Annotated in this window: 12 protein-coding genes; 8 read left to right on the top strand and 4 right to left on the bottom strand. The window is 69.4% G+C overall.

Features of this window, described 5'->3' with window-relative positions; genetic code table 11:
- The first annotated feature begins 23 nt into the window (after positions 1-23).
- Genes O7632_RS14320 through O7632_RS14330 form a run of 3 tightly spaced genes read left to right on the top strand, consistent with a single transcriptional unit; the run spans position 24 to position 5,479 of the window.
- A complete protein-coding gene (locus O7632_RS14320) occupies positions 24-803 on the top strand; it encodes a glycosyltransferase (protein ID WP_278114738.1) in 780 nt (259 codons plus the stop codon).
- Entirely contained in the window at positions 800-1,765 is a 966-nt protein-coding gene (locus O7632_RS14325; RefSeq protein WP_278114740.1) for a phosphotransferase, read from the top strand. Before O7632_RS14320 ends, O7632_RS14325 begins: the two co-directional genes overlap by 4 nt.
- A 12-nt stretch (positions 1,766-1,777) precedes the next feature.
- Complete coding sequence (locus tag O7632_RS14330) at positions 1,778-5,479, top strand: ABC transporter ATP-binding protein (protein ID WP_278114741.1); 3,702 nt, start codon at positions 1,778-1,780, stop codon at positions 5,477-5,479.
- A 76-nt stretch (positions 5,480-5,555) separates the two neighbouring features.
- Here O7632_RS14330 and O7632_RS14335 read toward each other — a convergent pair whose 3' ends face one another.
- From O7632_RS14335 to O7632_RS14345, 3 genes are all read right to left on the bottom strand, one after another.
- Complete coding sequence (locus tag O7632_RS14335) at positions 5,556-7,127, bottom strand: AMP-binding protein (protein WP_278114743.1); 1,572 nt, start codon at positions 7,125-7,127, stop codon at positions 5,556-5,558.
- A 97-nt stretch (positions 7,128-7,224) separates the two neighbouring features.
- A complete protein-coding gene (gene metG, locus O7632_RS14340; RefSeq protein WP_278114744.1) occupies positions 7,225-8,778 on the bottom strand; it encodes a methionine--tRNA ligase in 1,554 nt (517 codons plus the stop codon).
- A gap of 66 nt (positions 8,779-8,844) precedes the next feature.
- Positions 8,845-10,092, bottom strand: coding sequence for a cytochrome P450 (locus O7632_RS14345; protein ID WP_278114746.1), 1,248 nt, complete (start codon positions 10,090-10,092; stop codon positions 8,845-8,847).
- A 35-nt stretch (positions 10,093-10,127) separates the two neighbouring features.
- Here O7632_RS14345 and O7632_RS14350 point away from each other — a divergent pair, with 35 nt between their 5' ends.
- Entirely contained in the window at positions 10,128-10,913 is a 786-nt protein-coding gene (locus O7632_RS14350) for an MOSC domain-containing protein (protein ID WP_278114747.1), read from the top strand.
- A gap of 149 nt (positions 10,914-11,062) precedes the next feature.
- Here the strand turns inward: O7632_RS14350 and O7632_RS14355 are convergent, their stop codons facing one another.
- Complete coding sequence (locus O7632_RS14355; RefSeq protein ID WP_278114749.1) at positions 11,063-13,111, bottom strand: cellulase family glycosylhydrolase; 2,049 nt, start codon at positions 13,109-13,111, stop codon at positions 11,063-11,065.
- A gap of 500 nt (positions 13,112-13,611) precedes the next feature.
- Here O7632_RS14355 and O7632_RS14360 point away from each other — a divergent pair, with 500 nt between their 5' ends.
- Genes O7632_RS14360 through O7632_RS14375 form a run of 4 tightly spaced genes read left to right on the top strand, consistent with a single transcriptional unit; the run spans position 13,612 to position 19,032 of the window.
- Positions 13,612-15,327 carry an ABC transporter ATP-binding protein gene (locus tag O7632_RS14360; RefSeq protein ID WP_278114750.1) on the top strand — a complete coding sequence of 572 codons (1,716 nt, stop codon included), beginning with the start codon at positions 13,612-13,614 and terminating at the stop codon, positions 15,325-15,327.
- Positions 15,324-17,057, top strand: a complete 1,734-nt coding sequence (locus O7632_RS14365) for an ABC transporter ATP-binding protein (RefSeq protein ID WP_278114752.1) — start codon at positions 15,324-15,326, stop codon at positions 17,055-17,057. Before O7632_RS14360 ends, O7632_RS14365 begins: the two co-directional genes overlap by 4 nt.
- Complete coding sequence (locus O7632_RS14370) at positions 17,054-17,752, top strand: helix-turn-helix domain-containing protein (RefSeq protein ID WP_278114754.1); 699 nt, start codon at positions 17,054-17,056, stop codon at positions 17,750-17,752. The genes O7632_RS14365 and O7632_RS14370 overlap by 4 nt, the downstream gene beginning before the upstream one ends.
- Positions 17,749-19,032 (top strand): MFS transporter, encoded by a 1,284-nt coding sequence (locus O7632_RS14375; RefSeq protein ID WP_278114756.1) that lies wholly within the window; start codon positions 17,749-17,751, stop codon positions 19,030-19,032. The genes O7632_RS14370 and O7632_RS14375 overlap by 4 nt, the downstream gene beginning before the upstream one ends.
- The last annotated feature ends 46 nt before the right edge of the window (positions 19,033-19,078 follow it).

Raw genomic sequence — 19,078 nt, forward strand, 5'->3', positions numbered from 1 at the left:
CCGGATCTTGGGAGGGATCACGAGTGCCGGTCTACTTCTACTGGTCCGGCCAGGACTTCGACTTCGGCAACCTGTTGGCCATCGCGTCGGCTGCGGTCCACCACCCGCAGATCGTCGTCATCGTGGACGAGACACCACGACGGAACGTGTGGTACGACGCGGTGCCCGAGTTGCCGGGAGTACGGGTGGAGCGCCTGGATCTGGACGAGTTGCCGTCCGTCGCGCACGCCGACCTGTACCGGCGGATGCGGTTCGTCGCCCACCGGGCTGATCTGGTCCGGTTCGGGGTGCTCGCCGCACGCGGCGGGATCTACCTGGACACCGACACGCTGACCTGCCGTCCGATCGCCTCGCCGGGATCGCGGCTGCTGCTCCGCGACGACAAGATCGTCCATATTGGTGTGATAGCGCTGCCTGCGGGTGATTCACTAGCCAACGCCATGCTTGACCGATTCACCACGATCCCCGACAAAGATCTCGATGTTTACCAAAGCGTCGTTTACCATTGGACGGACGTCGTGCGCAATTCCCCGGAAGCGGTGACCTTCGGCGGCCTCGACGACTTCTTCCCGGTGCACTGGCGAGACTGGGAACAGATATTCCAACCGGCCGGCTTCGCCGGTGACCCGGACCGCGTCACCGTCCTGCACCACTACGGCTACTTCAGCCGCGCCTACACCCGTGGCATGACGGCGCACTGGCTCGACACCCACCCCTGCCTGTTCAGCTCGCTCGCCCGGCCGCTCCTCGACCAGGTCCGCGACCGGCTCGACGTCGACCTGCGCCAACTGGCCACGTCATGACCCGGCCGGCGACCAGCAGAATGCCCTGGCCGGCGACGACCAGAGTGCCCTGGCCGGCGGCACCGGCCGCCTTCCGGGCGGCCGTGGTCGACCTGCTCGGCGCACCGGTCGTCGCCGACACCACCCAACCCGGCGGATTCTCCCGTGGCGTCGCCAGCCGGCTGCGCTGCGCCGACGGGCGGCGGGTGTTCGTCAAAGCGATCGACACCACCGACGACGGATACGCGCTGTCGCTGTACGAGCGGGAAGCCCGGGTGGCACCGCAACTCCCACTCGGCCTACCCGCCCCCTGGTTCGTCGGCACGGTCCGCGCCGCCGACTGGCTCGGGCTGGTCTTCCACGACGTACCCGGTCAGATCGTCACCCCACCGTGGACCAGCGGCCGGTTGCGCCTCGTGGTGGACTGCCTGACCTCGCTGTCCGCGCTCGCCACCCCGTGCCCGGTCGCGGACCTGCCCGACTGGGGCGGGCCGGCGTCGCAATGGCACGGCTGGAACCACATGCTGGCCACCGGCGGCGTACCGGCCGACGACGCGGAACTGGACCCGGCCACCGTCGTCGCCCTCGCCGCGCTCGAACGTGACTACCCGCAGGCCGCCGCCGGCGACACCCTGCTGCACTCGGACCTGCGCGCCGACAACATCATGCTGGCCGCCGACAACACCGACAGCACCGTCACGCTGGTGGACTGGGCACAGGCCGCCCGAGGCGCGGCCTGGCTCGACCCGCTGATCTTCGCCCTCGGGGCAGCGTTGGACGGCGTCCCCGAGCCCGACGGGCTGTTCCTACGGCATCGAGCCGCCCGTGCCGCGCCGGCCGGCGCGGTCGACCGGGTGCTGGCCGCCCTGGCCGGCCGCTTCGTCTACCTCGCCCGGACCCCCGGACCAGCCCCGGTCCGGGCGCTGCAGCAGCGCGAGGCCCGGATCTGTCTCGACTGGCTCCATCAGCGACACGCCCTGTAGAGGAGTGGCAAGTTGCCCAAACAGAAGTCGTGGCTGCGTCGGCTCGCCGGTGCCTGCCTGCGCCACCCGTGGGTGGTGGCGTTCGCGTTCCTCTCCGCCGTCTTCGGCGTCGCGCTGGAGGCCGTCGGCCCGCTGCTGTACCGCGACGCGGTGGACGGCGCGCTCGCCGGCGACACCTCGAACCTCGGCTGGATCGCCTCGATCCTGGCCGGCCTCGCGGTCGTCAAGTTCGCCGCCGCCTACGTACGCCGCTACTTCGGGGGCCGGCTCGCCCTCGACGTCCAGCACGACCTGCGACAGCGGGTCTTCGCCGCGGTGCACCGCCTCGACGGCGACAAGCACGACGAACTGCACACCGGCCAGATCGTCTCCCGCGCCAACAGCGACCTCCACCTGGTGCAGGCGCTGCCGTCGATGCTGCCGCTGATCGTCGGCAACGCGGTGCTGGTGCTCACCGCGCTGGCGCTGATGCTCTGGCTGTCCCCGCTGCTGACCCTGGTGCTGCTGCTGATCGTGCCGCTGACCCAGTACATCGTCATCCGTGGGCACCGCACCCTGCGCCCGGCGACCCAGTCGGCGCAGCAGCGGGTGGCCGACTTCGCCCAGCACGTGGAGGAAACCGTCACCGGGGTCCGTGTCGTCAAAGGCTTCGGCCAGGAGGAACGCGAGATCGCCCGGATGGACCGGCTGGCCCGCCGGCTGTTCGCGGAGAAGCTGCGGGTAGCCCGGGTCGCCCGGTGGCAGAGCGTCGCCGTCACCGCGCTGCCCTGGCTGGGCCAGCTGGGCGTACTGGCGGTCGGCGGCACCCTCGCCCTGCGCGGCGACCTCAGCCTCGGCACCTTCGTCGCGTTCGCCGGCTACATGACCAGCATGATCGGACCCGCCCGGATGTTCGGCGGGCTCGCCATCACTGTCCAGCTCACCCGGGCCGGGGTGACCCGGGTCTTCGAGGTCATCGACTCCCAGCCGGTGGTGGTGGAGGCACCGGACGCGGTGGACGTACCCGCCGGACCGCTGCGCGTCGCACTCGACGGCGTCCGCTTCGGCTACCACCGGGCCCGCCCGGTGCTCGACGGCATGTCGTTGACCGTCGCACCGGGGGAGACCCTGGCCCTGGTCGGCGCGGAGGGCTCCGGCAAGTCGACCGTGCCGGTGCTGCTGTCGCGCTTCTACGAGGTCCAGGACGGCGCCATCCGCCTGGGTCCGCCCGGCGCCGAACGCGACATCCGCGACTACCGGCTGGCCTCGCTGCGCCAAGCGGTCGGCGTCGTCTTCGACGAGGCGTTCCTGTTCTCCGACACGATCGCGGCGAACATCGCCTACGCCCGGCCCGACGCCAGCCGGGCCGACGTGGAGAGAGCGGCCCGCGACGCCGGGGCGCACGACTTCATCACGGCCCTGCCCCAGGGGTACGACACCCCGGTCGGGGAACGTGGCCTGGACCTGTCCGGTGGCCAGCGGCAACGGGTCGCCTTGGCCCGGGCACTGCTGAGCGAGCCACGGGTGCTCGTCCTCGACGACGCGACCTCGGCCGTCGACCCGCTCACCGAAGCCGCGATCCACACCGTACTCGGGGCCACCTCCGCCGGCCGGGCGACGATCCTGGTGGCGCACCGCCGGTCCAGCCTGGCGCTGGCCGACCGGATCGCGGTGGTCGACGGCGGCACGGTGGTCGACGTCGGGACCCAGGCCGAGTTGACCGAACGCTGTGCGCTGTTCAACCGGCTGATCGCCGGCGACAGCCCGGACATCGACGAACCCGCCCCGGCCGCCGACGAGCCCGCCCCGGCCGCCGACGAGCCCGCCCCGGCCGCCGACGACCTGACGACCGCCGAGACCGCCGTCGAGGCGACTGACGCCGACGGTTCGCCGTCGGCGGTCGACCGCCGGCTCTGGCCCGACCCGCCGGCACCGGAGGCCGAACCTGCCGGTCTGCCCCCGGCCACCGACACGCCACACATCGGCGTCGACGAGATCGTCACCACCGACGACCCCGCCGACGCCCGGCTGCGCCGCAACCTGCGCCCGGTGTACCGGTATCTGCGGCCCGCCCTGGCGATGACGGTCATCGGCACGCTCACCTCGATCGCCGTACCCCGGCTGGTCGGCTACGGCATCGACCAGGGCGTGAACCCGGGACGCCCGGCGGTGCTGTGGCTGGCGGTGGCGCTCGGCCTCGCGGCGGTGGTGATCAACGGTGTCACCGTCTGGTCCGGCGCGATGCTGTCAGCCCGGGCCGGGGAGACCGTCCTCTACCAGCTGCGGATGCGGACGTACGCGAAACTGCAGCGGCTCGGGCTCGACTTCTACGAGCGGCACAAGGGCGGCCAGCTGATGACCCGGATGACCACCGACATCGACGCCGCGCTGACCTTCATCGAAACCGGCATCACCACCGCCGTCACGTTGCTGCTGACCGCCGTCGGCATCGTCGTCGTCCTGCTGCTCACCGATGTCACCCTGACCCTGGTGGTGCTGCCCGTGCTGCCGCTGCTGATCGGCGTCAGCCTGGTCTTCTACCGGGTCACCACCAAGGCGTACGCCGAGGCGCGGGAGCGGATCACCGAGGTCAACGTCAAGATGCAGGAGAGCGTGTCGGGTCTGCGGGTGACCCAGGCCAACACCAGGGAGGCCACGGCGGCGGCCGCGTTCACCGCCCGCAGCGAGGCGTTCCGGCGCTCCCGGCTGCGGGCACAGCGCTACGTCGCCGCGTACTTCGCCTTCCTGCCGCTGGTCGCGGACCTGACCCTGGCGGCGGTGATAGCGGTCGGCGCCGCCCGGGTCGCCGCCGGGGCGATCGAGGTCGGCGTCCTGGTGGCGTTCCTGCTCTACCTCGGTCTGCTGTTCGGCCGGGCACAGTCGCTGTCCGCCGTCTTCGAGGGCTACCAGCAGGCCGTCGTCGGGCTGCGCAAGTTCGCCGACCTGATGGGCATGCGCAACTCGGTGCCGACCCCGGCCGATCCGCGTCCGCTGCCGCCGCGACTACGCGGCGAGGTCCGCTTCGACCAGGTGTCCTTCCGGTACGACGACGACGGGCCGTGGGCGTTGCGGGACGTGTCGTTGACCGTCGCGCCCGGTGAGACGGTGGCGCTCGTCGGCGAGACCGGCGCCGGCAAGTCCACTCTGGTCAAGCTGATCACCCGCAGCTACGACGTGCAGGCCGGTCGGATCGAGGTCGACGGCGTCGACATCCGCGACTACGACCCGGTGCTGCTGCGCCGCCGGATCGGCATCGTGCCACAGGAGGCGCACCTGTTCACCGGTACGGTCGCCGACAACGTGCGGTACGGCCGGCCGGACGCCACGCCGCGACAGTGCGAGCAGGCCATGTCCGCCGTCGGCGGCCTCGGCGTGGTCGAGCGCCTACCGGACGGCTTCCACCAGGAGGTGGGTGAGCGGGGCGGCCGGCTCTCCGCCGGCCAACGGCAGTTCGTCGCGTTGGCCCGCGCCGAGTTGACCGACCCCGGGCTGCTGATCCTCGACGAGGCGACCGCCGCGTTCACCCCGGGCACCGAGGCCGAGGTGTTGGCCGCGCAGCGCCGGCTCGCGGGCCGCCGGACCACGATCCTCATCGCGCACCGGCTGTCCACCGCAGCCGCCGCGGACCGGATCTACGTGCTGGCCGACGGCGCGGTCGTCGAGCAGGGCACCCACCGGGAACTCCTGGCCGCCGACGGACGGTACGCCCGGATGTGGGCCGCGCACGTGAGCTGACCCGACCGGGGTCGGCCGTGCCGGCCGGCCCCGTCGCGGCTGGTCACGCCTGGCCGGGGTCAGCTGTGCTGGCTGGTCACGCCTGGCCGGTCAGGTCGCGGCTGGCCCCGTCTCGGCTGGTCATGTCGCGCAGCACCGAACGGCGCATCTTGCCCTCGGCGGTACGCGGCAGCACCGCCGTGAACTGCACCGTCTCCGGCACCTCCGCCTCGGTCAGCGCGGCCCGGCACAGCTGCCGGACGGCCGTCGGGGACAGCCCGGCCCCGGGCACCGGCTGCACCAGCGCGTGCAGGTACGGCCGACCGTCCTCGGTCCACAACCCGACGACGGCGACGTCGGCGACCTCGGGATCATCGCCGATGACCTCCTCGACCCGACTCGGGTAGACCGTGACCGACCCGATGTCGATCGTCTCGGACATCCGATCGGCGAGGAACAGGTAGCCGTCCTCGTCGAGCCAGCCGAGGTCGGCGACGCTGACGTACGCCGGATCGTCGGGTGCCCGACGCAGCTCACGGTCGCCGACGTAGCTGTTCGCGGCACCGTAGTCGAGACGTACGAAGATCTCGCCGATCTCGCCGACCGGCACGTCGCGGCCGTCGGCGTCGAGGATACGCACGTCGGTCGCCTTCCCGACGGTGCCGGGCTTGCGTAGCCACTGCTCGCCGTCGACGACCATCGGCCGACCCGCGCCGCTGAGTTCCGAGCTGTAGTAGACCTCGAACAGCCGTTTCGGGCCGACCAGGTCGATCCAGCCCCGCTTGACCCAGCCCGGGCAGGGGGCCGCCCCGTGGGACACCCGGGTCAGCCGGTCGAACGCGGCACGGTCCAGGTCCGGGGTGGCCAGCACACTCATCATGTGCCCCGGTGTGATGCCCATCGAGAAGACCTCGTGCCGGCGCAGCAGGGTACAGACCAGCCCGGGGTCGAAATCGGACATGGTGATCACCGCCGAACCGGTGAGCATCACGTGGGTGGACGGCGCGAAGTTGCCGGTGTGATAGAGCGAGCCGCAGATCAGCCGGGTGGCGGTGCCCGACGAACGGCCGGACGGGTCGGCCAGTCCGGCGCTGCGGTACGGCATGTCCCGCTTGCCCGCCCAGCTCAGCTTGAACCGCATCACCTTCGGCAGCCCGGTCGCGCCACCCGAGGTCATGTACAGGTGCGTCCGGTCGGCGTCGACCGGCCCACGCCGCTGCCCGGTCGACGCGGCGGCGGCCGCCGGGACCACGTCGAATCCGCCGGTCGCGTCCACCACCACCGTGTCGTGCCGGGCATGGGCGACGGTGTCGACCAGCACCGGCCGGCCCAACCGGGTGGCGACCACGTCGAGCAGCGCGTCCTGGTCGGACCGGTCGAGGTACGGGCTGATCGGCAGCACAGCCGCCCCGGCGTGCCAGGCGGCGAACACGAGACTGTAGTAGACGATGTGGTTTTCGATCGCCAGCACCACGACGTCCCCGTCGGCCACTCCGGCGGCGGCCAACCGTGCGGTGAACTCGCCGTACTCCGCCCGGATCTCACCGAAGGTACGGGATCGTTCGCTGCCGTCCGGGTCGGCCACCACGAACGCCACCTGTCGGGGTGCCTGATCGGCGATGTCGGTGAACCGGTCGATCAGCGGTATCGCGGCGGGAATAACGGGCACAGCCCGACCTCCTTGATCGAAGGCTCACTCGACGCCTCGCCGCGATACCTTACCGCACACCTTCAGTAGTGCTGTCCGGCCGCAGTGGACGACCAGGTCAGGGTGCCACCTCGATGCGCGGGAACAACGCGCCCGCCTTGGTCACCTTCGTGCCGGTGAGTTCGTCGAGCCAGGCGTCGGCACCGGGCACCGTGGACGGCGCCGATCCCACGTTCTGCAGGACCGTGGCACCGGCCTCCGGCAGGAACGGCATGATCAGGTCACCGAGCTGCCGTACCGCCCCGACCAGGTGGTGCAGGGTGGTGTCCAGCATCGCCTGCGACCGCGGGTCGTCGGACTTGGCCAGATGCCAGGGCGACCGCTCGTCCACGTAGGCGTTGGTCCGCCGGACCAGGTCCCAGACGCGGGCGAGCGCCTCGCGGTGGTCGTACCCCCGCATCGCCGCCACCGACGCCTGCCGGGTCTGCGCGACCTGCGCGGCCAGCGCCGCCTCGGGCTCGCCCCGGTCCGCCGGCTCGGGCACCACCCCGTCGCGGTAGCGCACCGTCATGCTGGTCGCCCGGCTCAGCAGGTTGCCGAGCCCGTTGGCCAGGTCCGAGTTGTACCGGCTGATCAGCCGCTCCTCGGTGAAATCCCCGTCGATGAACGGCGAGAATTCGGCGAGCAGGAAATAGCGTACGGCGTTGATTCCGTAGCGGGCGATCAGGTCGGCCGGGTCGACCGCGTTGCCCATCGACTTGCTGAGCTTGACTCCGGAGGCGGTGATGTAGCCGTGCACCACGACTTCCGTCGGCAGCGGCAGTCCGGCCGACATCAGCATGGCCGGCCAGTAGACGGCGTGGAACCGGGTGACGCCCTTGCCGACGACGTGTACCCGGCGCTGGGCGTCGGCCCAGTACCGCTGGTATTCCTCGCCGTCGCGGGTCCAGCCGAGCGCGTTGATGTAGTTGGTGAGCGCGTCGATCCAGACGTACATCACCTGGCCGGAGTCGCCGGGAACCTCGATGCCCCAGCCCCGGGCGCGTTCGGTCGACCGGGAGATGCTGATGTCGGCCAAGCCGCTGCGGATGAAGCTGATCACCTCGTTGTAGCGGGACTCGGGGACGATTTTCAGCTGGCCCGACTCCAGCGCCTCGACGAGACGGTCACCGTACCGGGACAACCGGAAGAAGTAGTTGCGTTCCGCGACGAGTTCTGGTTCGACAAGATGCTCCGGACATTTACCGTCGACCAATTCCGCCGGGCTGTAGAACTGTTCGCAGCCGACGCAGTACAACCCCTGGTAGTCGCGGGCGTAGATGTCGTCGTTGGCGGCCATCCGACGCCAGATTTCGATCGCGCCGTCGATGTGGTCGCGGTCGACACTCGTACGGATGAAACGGGTCAGGTCCATTTGGAGTTCTGCCGCGAGCTGCTCGAAGTAGACGACGTTACGGTCGACCAACTCGCGGGCGGTGAGTCCTTCGCGTTCGGCGGCGAGAACGTTCTTCAGGCTGTTTTCGTCGGACCCGCTCAACAGGTAGACATCCTCGCCGCACGCGCGCATGTGTCGGGCGTAAGCATCGGCCTGCGCGTATTCGAAGGCGTGACCGAGGTGCGGACGTGCGTTCACATAGGGGATGGTCGTCGAGACGAAGGACGTCGAGGTCATCAGTGTGCCCAGCCTAGTGGTAGTCGCTTCGAGTGGGTCTGTGGTGGTCGCTTCGAGCAGGTCACCCTAGCCTATCGCCCGGTTTAGCCGCATCGAACGTACCCAGGTCATGCCGGCCGTACGGGTGATCTGCGGGGCCGGCCGCCCGACCGGCGGCCAGGCCGGCGGATCGGTCAGCGCGCCGAGTCCGGCCCGGACCAGGTGGGCCGACAGCCGGGCTCCCATGCAGAAGTGCGGGCCACGGCCGAACGTCAGGTGCCGCCGCAAGGGTCGGTCGGGATCGATCTGGTCCGGTCGGGGAAAGGCCAGTGGGTCCCGATTTGCGCCGACCAGTAGCAGGGTGACCCGACTGCCGGCGGTGATTCGGCGGCCACCAACCGATATATCCGCTATCGCGGTACGTGGTGCGAAATGGAACGGGCAGGCCAACCGGAGAACCTCGTCGACGAATCCGTCAGGATGGGCGGCGAAGACGGCACGCCGGCCGGGTTCGGCGAGCCACGCGTAACCGAGAGCGAGCGCGGTCCGGGTCGGCTCCAGCCCCCCGGTGAGTAGTTGGGTGAACACCGCCGCCAGATCCGCCGGATCCGCGCCCTGGCCGAGGGTGGTCCGGAAACAGTCGGCGACCTCTCCTTTCGCCGTCGGCAGGTAGCGGTGCTGGAAGTAGTCGACCAGGTTGGCCAGGGCGCTCGCTGCCGCGGCCACCAGCGGTTCGTGGAAGGAGTCGAGCGACAGGTAGCCCAGCAGGTCGAGTCCCCACCGGCCGATCCGGTCACGGTCCTCGGCGGGGGCGCCGAGCACGTCGGTGATGCCGGCGACGGTGAACGGCGCGATGACCTCGGAGACGAGATCGGCGCCGACGAGGGGTGTGGCATCGGTGCCGGCCGACGGTACGGCATCGGTGCCGGCCGGCCATGCCGCGACCTGGTCGCGGGCCAGCTGGTCGAAGCGGTCCCGCCAGCCGGAGGTCGCCGCCGCGTTGAGCGTGGCACGGAACGCCCGGCGCAGTCCGGCCAGCCGGTCGGCGTCCGAGAAGACCAGCCAGCGGGCCAGGTGCTCCTCGACCGGCGCGGCCAACGCCCGCTCGGCCGCCGAAAGGTCCGACGTAGACTCATCGGAGGAGCGGCCAGCCAGTCTGCGATCGGTGAGCAACGTCAGGACGTCACGGTGGCGGGTGACGAACCACGACCGCGACGGCCGGTGGTAGTAGGGCGCATCGTGCGCCAGCAATGACGACAAGGTCGGATATAGTCGGCTGGCCAGCAGCTGGTAGATGTCCGCGTCCTCGTCGTACCCGTCAACGGGCCCGACCACCGCGCACCACCTCCTGTCGCCTGTGGAGGCACAGCATGACCGGCTCGTCGTCCACCAGCACCGATCCCGCCGGCGGCGGCACCGATTCCGCTGGCGTCGCCGACCCGGACGGTGCCGTTTCGTCTGGCGCAGGTTCCGCTGGCGTCGTCGTTTCGGTCAACGTCGCGCGCACGATCGTCGACGGACCACCGGGCGGCGTCGAGTCTAGCGGGATCGACAAGCGGCCCGTCACCGGCGCGGTCCACGTTGACGATGGTGGCATCGTCGGCGACCTGGTGGTCAACACCGCCGTCCACGGCGGGATCCATCAGGCCCTGTACGCGTTCCAACTGGCCGACCTGCTGAGCTGGTCCACCGAACTCGACCGTCAGCTGAGCCCCGGCGCGGCGGGAGAGAACCTGACCCTCGACGGCGTCGACTGCAACCTCGCGGTGATCGGCGAGCGCTGGCGGATCGGCGGCGTGGTGGTCCGGGTCACCGGGCCGCGTATTCCCTGCCGTACGCTCCCGTGGTTCTGGGGGCAGGAAGGTCGGTTCGTGCCGCGTTTCGCCGCCGCCGGCCGCCCCGGTGCCTACTTCGCCGTCGAGCGGCCCGGCTCGATGTGCGCCGGCGCCGAGGTCGAGGTGCTGCACCGGCCCGATCACGAAGTGACCGTACGGGACGTCTTCGCCTGGCGGATGGGCCGGCCCGAACTCACCCCGCTGATCTCCCGGGCCGTCGACGACCTGCCGCCCAAGCTGCGGGACCGGCTCGCCCGCGCCGTCGCTACCACCACCAGCGGCGGAGACGACGGCGGTCAGCCTGCCGGATCCGAGCCATGATCCACTTCGGCTCAGCGACCTGACACGCCGAGCGGCGGTTTGATCAGCCGCTGTGGCTCACGATTCGGAGCTTCTACCGCTCGACGCTGCGCTGGGCGGGCCCGACCAGGATCGGTCAGGCCCGCCCAGCGGAGCGGGTCAGGGTCTGGTCAGGAGGCGGTGCAGGTCAGGTCGGCCGGCGTCGCGCTGGACCCGGAGCCGAGGAACCCGAACGAGGTCGCGGCGGTCGGCGCCAACGCCCCGTTGTACGCCTCGTTGCGGACCGTCACGGCCGCGCCGGAGGTGGTCAACCGACCGTTCCACAGCGACGCGATCGACGTACCGCTGGGGTTGGTCCAGGTGACCGTCCAGCCGGAGATCGCCGAGGTGCCGGTGTTGCGGACCTCGACACCGCCCTGGAAGCCGCCCTGCCAGCTGCTGGTCACCGTGTACGTGGCGGTGCAGCCGTCGTCACCGGGGCCGCCGTCGTTGGCCGCGGTGGTGACCGTCCGCGCCGGCGACGACGGCGAGACGTTGCCGGCGGCGTCGCGGGCCCGGACCGTGAACGTGTAGCTGGTTTCGGGGGTCAGGCCGGAGGCGGTGTACGTGGTGCCGGAGACCGTGGCGACCGGGGTGGCCGGGCCGCCGGCGGTGGACCGCAGCACCTGGTACGAGGTGACGCCGACGTTGTCGGTCGACGCCGTCCAGGTCAGGGTCACCGAGTCGGCGGTGACGTCGCTGGCGGCCGGCTGGCCGGGCGCGGTCGGCACGGTGACGTCGTCGTCCCCGCCGCCGTCGCTGTAGCGCTGGCCCAGGCTGATCCCGGTGGTCGAGCCGACGCCGCCGAGCGGCACCTGGTGGTCCAGGCCGACGAACGTGCCGTCGTGCTGCCACAGTGCCGGCTTGAGCACCTCGTTGTACTTGACCTCGTCCCAGCTGGTCCAGTCGTCGAGCAGCAGACCACCGGTGTCACCGGAGTTGGGGTTTAGCGACCAGAACGTGTGGTGGATGCCGTAGTCGATCATCAGGTCGCGCAGGGCGTGCAGCCACTTGTCCTGGCGGGCGTCCTGACCGTACCGGCCGCCCCACTCGCCGATCAGCAGCGGCGCGGTGTCGTCCTCGTGGATGTAGAGCCAGTTGGGCCGCCACACGTCCTCGGTCAGCGACGCCTTGTCGAACTCGCCCTGGAACCACGGCTGCTCGTACACCAGCGGGCCGTAGTCGTGCGGAGAGTAGACCAGCTGGTCCTGGTTGGCGCCCAGGTCGATCGGGTGTTCGGCGACGCCGCGCAGGTTGCCGCCCCACCAGTTGTAGAAGTAGTTGGGGCTGAGGTCCGGGTTGGTGTTGGGGGAGTCCCAGTCCGCGTGGGCGCGCGGGTAGACCTCGATGCCTTCGCAGAGGATCAGCAGATTCGGGTTGATCGCCAGGATCCGTCGGCCGGCCGTCTCGCAGGCGTGCTTGAAGTTGTCCTGGTCGGTCGACGAGTCCCACTTGGCCCGCTGCGGGTCGTTCGGGGTGCCGTGCGGCTCGTTCTTGATGTCCATCGCGACGATCGTGTCGTTGTCGCGGTAGCGCGTGGTCACCCACTCCCAGCCCTGGTAGAAGTCTTCGACGGTGATCGAGCCCTTCCACCACACCGGGTAGAGGTGGCCGGAGTTGTCGGCTTCGGCGCTGTGCACGTCCAGCATGACCTTCAGGCCGTACTTTTCGCACAATTCGAGCCAGTAGTCGAAGATCTGCAGGTTGTTGAGGCCGTCCAGCTCCGGGTTGACGTACGCGTTGATGTTGGGCCGGGCCAGCGGCTGGCCGGCCTTCCATTCCAGCAGCAGCTGGGTGGAGATCGGCACCCGGACGATGTTGATGCCACGCTGCGACATCGCCCGGGTGACGGCCTCGATGTTGGCCGACCACAGGCCGTGAAAGACCCGCTCGGTGGCGTTGTAGCCGAACCAGTTGGCCCCGGTGAGCCACACCTGGTTGCCGGCCTCGTCGACGATCGTGTTCCCGTCGGTGTGCAGCCAGTCGTTCTCCGGTACGGCCTCGGCGACTGCTTCGGCTGGTGCTTCGGCTGTTGCTTCGGCTGTTGCGGTGGTGGGGGCAGCCGGTGGGGCGGCGGCTGCCGTGGCGGTGGTCGGGACGGCGGCGACCGCCCCGAGGAGCAGGGCGGCCGCCGTTGTGGCGGCCCACCGTGTCCGGATCGACGTCCGTATCGACGGCATGCGGCGCGTTCTCCTGTCGTGGGGTGTGCTGGTTCTGCGGTTTCCGGTGTGCATGACAGCTATGGGAGCGCTTCCATCGACAGGTTACGACGTACCAAGGTCGCCATGGAAGGCTGCTTCGTAGATCGCGTCGAGCATCGTCTCGGCATCGCTTCGATCACACCGAGCGGGTCGCCGAGGAATTCGGCGGCCGCCACAGAGGGTGCGGGGCTGATCGCCGGGTGGCCAACCCGAGGACCGGCACCCGCACTGAGCGTCAACGGCTCGCAACGCTGCGCCAACGATGGCCTGGTTGACTTTTGTTATGGGCATAACGTAATCTCGTTGCCGAGAACGGATCTCGTTGCTGCCGAATGCGCATCCGCTGGATGTTCGGACGGCGATACACGCCCATAGACAGGAGTGGCGGTATGCCGTCACGCAGTGACCGGGAGTCTGCGCCGCAGGCCAAGTCGACTCCGATGGCGACACTGTTGAGGCCGGTTCGGGGTCGCTTGATCATGGTGATCGTCGTGCAGGCAGTCGCATCTGCGCTGATGTTGTCGCCGCTGGTGACGGGAGCGATGATCGCGGAGCGCCTGATCGCGGATGCCGGTGATCCCGGGATCTGGCCGGTGCTGGTAGCAGGCCTGGTGTTGCTGGGCCTGGGGCTGATGTTAAAGGCGTCGGCGGATCTGATCGCGCATCTGGCAGACAACGATCTGACGTTGATTCTGCGGCGGAAGCTGGCGGCGAGGCTGCGGGGCGCGCCGCTGGGGTGGTTCACCGACACCAGCGCGGGCCGGGTCAAGCAGGGCATGCAGGATGACGTCACGGCACTGCACCATCTGGTGGCGCATTCCTACGCCGAGCTCGCCGGCGCGGTCGTCACCCCGATCGCCGCCTACGCCTACTTGTTCTTCATCGACTGGCGGCTGGCGCTGGTGCTGATGGCTCCGTTGCCGGTATTCGTGGTGATCTACGGGCGGATGCTGGCGGGCATGGGCAAGGACATGGACGAGTACGGCCGGGTGCTCGAGGGCGTCAACAGCGCGGTAGTGGAGTTCGTCGACGGCATCCCCGTGGTGAAGACGTTCGGCCAGACGGGGCGGGCGAGCGCAGCCTATCGAGCGGCGTCGGACCGGTTCACCAAGTTCTTCATCGAATGGGCCCGGCCGATGATCGCACCGGAGACGATCGCGAACCTGGCCGTCGCCCCCACGGCGCTGCTCCTGCTCACGCTCGTGTTCGGCAGCTGGTTCGTCTCGCTCGGCTGGATGCAACCGGTGCAGGTGATCCCCTTCGCCCTCGTCGGCCTAGGTATCGGCGGTCCGATCTCGGTGCTGACATCGAACGTGATGGCACTGCAAATGGCGAATGGCGCCGCCGCACGCCTGAACGACCTTCTGGACACCGAGCAACTGCCCGAGACACCCGTGCCGTCCGTCCCCACCGGGACGAGGATCGAGCTGGACCGGGTGAGTTTCGGCTATGACGCCGACCGGATGGTGCTGCACGATGTCAGCGTCGCCTTCGAGCCCGGGACGGTCACCGCCATCGTGGGCGCATCGGGCTCGGGCAAGACGACCTTGGCCCGGCTCCTGCTGCGCTACGCCGACCCCGCGATCGGCCAGGTGCTCCTCGGCGGCGTACCCCTTCCCGATGTCGCGTCGGATGAGCTGTTCCGCACGGTCGGGGCGGTGTTCCAGGACGTGCGCCTGCTGCGGATGAGTGTCGCGGAGAACATCGCCCTGGCCCGCCCCGACGCCTCACGCGCAGAGGTCGAGCAGGCCGCCAGGTCCGCGAGCATTCACGACCGCATCCTTGAGCTGCCGCAGGGCTACGACTCCGTCATCGGCGAGGACGCGCGACTTTCCGGCGGGGAGGCGCAACGGGTCTCCATCGCCCGTGCACTGCTACTCGACCCCGAGGTCCTGGTGCTCGATGAGGCGACCTCCGCCGCCGACGCCGAAAACGCCCGAGCCATCCAGACCGGGCTATCGGCCCTGGTCTCCAAGCGATCCCGGACCATCATTGTCATCGCCCACCGACTCGATTCGGTCGCGGGGGCGGATCGCATCCTCGTTCTCGACGAGGGCCGCGTCGTCGAGGACGGCACCCATCGGGAGCTGATCGAACGGCACGGCGCATATCACCGACTGTGGCACGCACAGCACCCGGCCGACCCCTTACAAACGGCGGCGATGCGGAATGCCACGGCAGGGGGCACGCGATGATCCGTCGACTCTCCCGCTACCTCGGCCCCGAGCACGCCCACCTGCTGCGCAGCCAGCTGCGATGGGTGATCGCCGCGACCTTCCTGCAGGGCATCACGCTGGCGTTCACGATCCCGATCCTGCGGGCGCTGCTGATCGGTGCTCACGCAGAACTGGTCTGGTGGGTGGGCGGCTTCGCGCTCTCGGCCGTCGTGGCGTGGCTCGTCGACTACCGGGCCACGGTCAAAGGCTTCGACGTCGGCAGCACCACCCTGGACCAATTGCGCTACCGGCTCGGCGACCACGTCGCGACGCTGCCACTGGGCTGGTTCACCCCGGGACACACCAGTACGTTGGGAGTGACCTTGAGCAAGGGCGTCATGGACATCCTCGCCCTGCCGGTCCGTCAGTTCTCAGCCCTGCTGCGGTCGGTGCTGGTGCCGCTCGTCCTCATCGTCACCCTGCTTGTCGTCGACTGGCGCATCGGGCTGGTGGCGCTCGCCGCCGTTCCGTCCGTGCTGCTGGTGTTCTGGTGGGCTGGACGACTCGGCAGGCGAGCCGACGCCGCCGTCAACGAGGCCACCGCCGCAGCGAGCGATCAAATGGTGGAGTTCGCGCAATCCCAGCCGGTGCTGCGCACCTTCGGACGGCAGGGCCCTGCGGCTGAGCAGTTCGACCGTTCACTGCAAGAACAGGCCCGCACAGAACGCCGACAGTTGTGGCTCGTGCTCCCGCCGCTCATCGTGAACGGGTTCATCGCCCGTCTCGTGCTCCTCGCACTGCTGTCGCTGGTCATCGCCGTCGCCGCAGGGATCACCGATCCGGTCGCGCTGGCAACGCTACTGGCGACACTACCGGTCATCAATCTGATCGTCACACCCCTCGGGGATGTCGCCGCGAATGCCACCGTCATCCGCATCCGTTCCGCGCAGATGGACGCCGCCGATGCCGTCCTGGACACCCGTCCGCTACCGGAACCGGCCATGTCCACCTCCCCGGCGGATGGGACGCTCGCCTTCGATCACGTCTCTTTCGCCTACGACGACGACCCGGTCCTGCACGACATCTCCTTCACCGTGGCGCCGGGCACGACGACCGCGATCGTCGGCCCGTCCGGGGGTGGCAAGTCCACGATCATCCGGCTCGCCGCCCGGTTCTTCGACCCCCAGCACGGACAGATCCGCCTCGGCGGCGTGCCCCTTCCTGGGCTCGGCGCCGAGAATCGGCATCAGGCGATCTCCCCGGTCTTCCAGGACAGCTACCTGTTCTCCGGTACCTTGGCCGACAACGTCCGGCTCGCCCGTTCCGACGCCACCGACGCCGAACTTGCGGACGTGGCCGCACGCTCCGGTCTCACCGAGGTGATCGCCGTACTCCCCGAAGGCTGGGACAGTCAGGTCGGCGAAGGCGGGGTACGGCTCTCGGGCGGGGAGAAGCAGCGGGTCGCACTCGCCCGAGCCTTCCTCAAGAACGCCCCGGTGCTGCTCCTGGATGAAGCGACTGCCTCCCTGGACGCCGAGAACGGGAACCTTGTCACCGCCGCCGTTCACGAACTGGCGCGCGATCGCACCGTCATCGTCATCGCCCACCAGCTGACGACGATCGTCGAGGCCGACCAGATCCTCTTCATCGAGGACGGACGGATCACCGAGCGCGGCACCCACGACCAACTTCTCGAACACGACGGCGGCTACGCCGCGCACTGGCACGCGCTGACGGCGGCAACGACATGGAGGCTGATCGCACAATGAACGCCGCCCGCACAGGCAGGCCACGCAAGCTCACCGAAGCCGATATCGCCGAGGCGGTCCTCGCCGAAGGCTTCGCCGGACTGACCGTTCCCGCCGTCGCACAGCGGCTCGGCGTCTCCACCATGACGCTCTACCGCTACACGCCGACCCGCGCCGGGTTGCTCGCCTTGACCTGGGACCACGTCCTCGACAAGACGACCTGGCCGCCGGTCACCGGCCACTGGCGGGAGATCCTGCATCGGCACGCCACCACCCTGTGGGATCTCCTCGCCACCCACCCCGGAGCCGTGACAGAGCTCTCCGGCGCGGTCGTACCACCGCGGATGATGGGACTGTACGACGACCTCGCCCTGGCGCTGACCGAGCAGGGATTCACCGCCGACCAGGCCGTTCTCGCCGTCGACACCACCATCGACCTCACCATCGACCACTGCCGAGGGGTCGAAGACCTCTCTCGACGAGAGGACGCGGCCAGTGCCGACACCCGCGAGCAGCTGGCAGCACTGTGGACTCTCCGACCGGAGGATCCGCCCGGCCGTGCTGGGGTGCGCGCAGCCATGCAGGAGGCGATAGCCACCCCCCCTCGTGACTGGTTCATCCGAAAGCTCGAACTGATGCTCGACGGACTCACCACACGCCGTATCGCCGCGGCAGATCCACGCCAGGGCACTTTTGAAGGAGAAGACACCCCGTGACACCGACTTCTGTGGCCGTACCCGCTCCTTCCGCGACCGTACCCGCTCCGCAGATCAAGGTTCTGCTGACCGCCGTATTCTTGGCCTACCTCGCCCAGATGACGCTCAATCCGATCATCGCTCCGCTGTCCCGGGAGGTTGGTCTCGCCGAGTGGCAGGTCGGAGTGACCATCAGTTCCGCCGCGATCATGATGGTGCTTGTCAGCGGCGCGTGGGGACGACGTTCTCAGTCGCGGGGGCGCAAGCCCGTGCTGGTGCTCGCCCTCGCGCTGGGGGTCGTCACCACGAGCGTCTTCGCGGTCATCGCGCAACTCGGAATGGCTGGCTTGATCACCGGCACCACGTTGTTCGTCCTGTTCGTGGTATTCCGCGGCATCGGTTTCGGCCTCTCGATCTCAGCGATTCCACCCACCGCACAGGCGTACATCGCCGACATCACCCCAGACGAGGAGACACGCGTCGCAGGGATGGCCCGGGTTGGTGCGGTGCAGGGTGTCGCCCAGATCGCGGGAGCCGTCATCGGAGGGCTCCTCGCATGGTTCGGGCTGTTGACACCACTGATCGCCGTGCCGCTCCTGTTCACGTTCGGACTCCTGCTCGTCCTGGGTCGCCTGCGCCGTGAGCCACGCACCACACTGATCGAGAAGCCCACGCGAGTGCGCCCGACCGACCCACGCATCTGGCCTTTCCTGCTCGCCGGTTTCGGCCTTTTCACCGCGCTCGGGTTCGTGCAGATCGTCACCGGGTTCATCGTCCAAGACCGGCTCCACCTCGACGCCAACACCGCAGGAGTCCTCACCGGCGCGGCCCTTCTCGCCGCAGGACTGGGCATGGTCCTCGCCCAAGGCCTCATCGTGCCGCGTACCAGATGGACACCTGCCACCCTGCTACGCGTCGGCGGAGCCGTCGTACTGGCGGGGTTCCTGCTCCTCGTCCCCGACGCCGGACCCATCCTGCTGTTCGGCTCCATCGCCGTCGTGGGCATCGGATTCGGTATCGCCATGCCCGGCTTCACCGCCGGACCCACTCTGCTCGTCACACGTGAGGAACAAGGCGGTCTTGCCGGACTCGTCGCCGCCACCATGGGACTCACCTTCGTTGTCGCCCCCACCGCAGGCACCGCGCTCTACAGCGCCTGGCCGCCCCTACCCATCATCGTCGGCGCAGCAATCATGGCGATCCTCACGACCTTCGTCCTCACCTATCCGCGATTCCGACAACTCCCACATACGACTCCTGCCGATTCACGCACAGGACATGCATCCCGAGATGATCACTGATCCTCAGTCCGTCATCGCCCGCGTCTTGGTGCTGACCGGTCGAAAG

The organism is Solwaraspora sp. WMMD406 (assembly GCF_029626025.1).
Lineage (GTDB): Bacteria > Actinomycetota > Actinomycetes > Mycobacteriales > Micromonosporaceae > Micromonospora_E.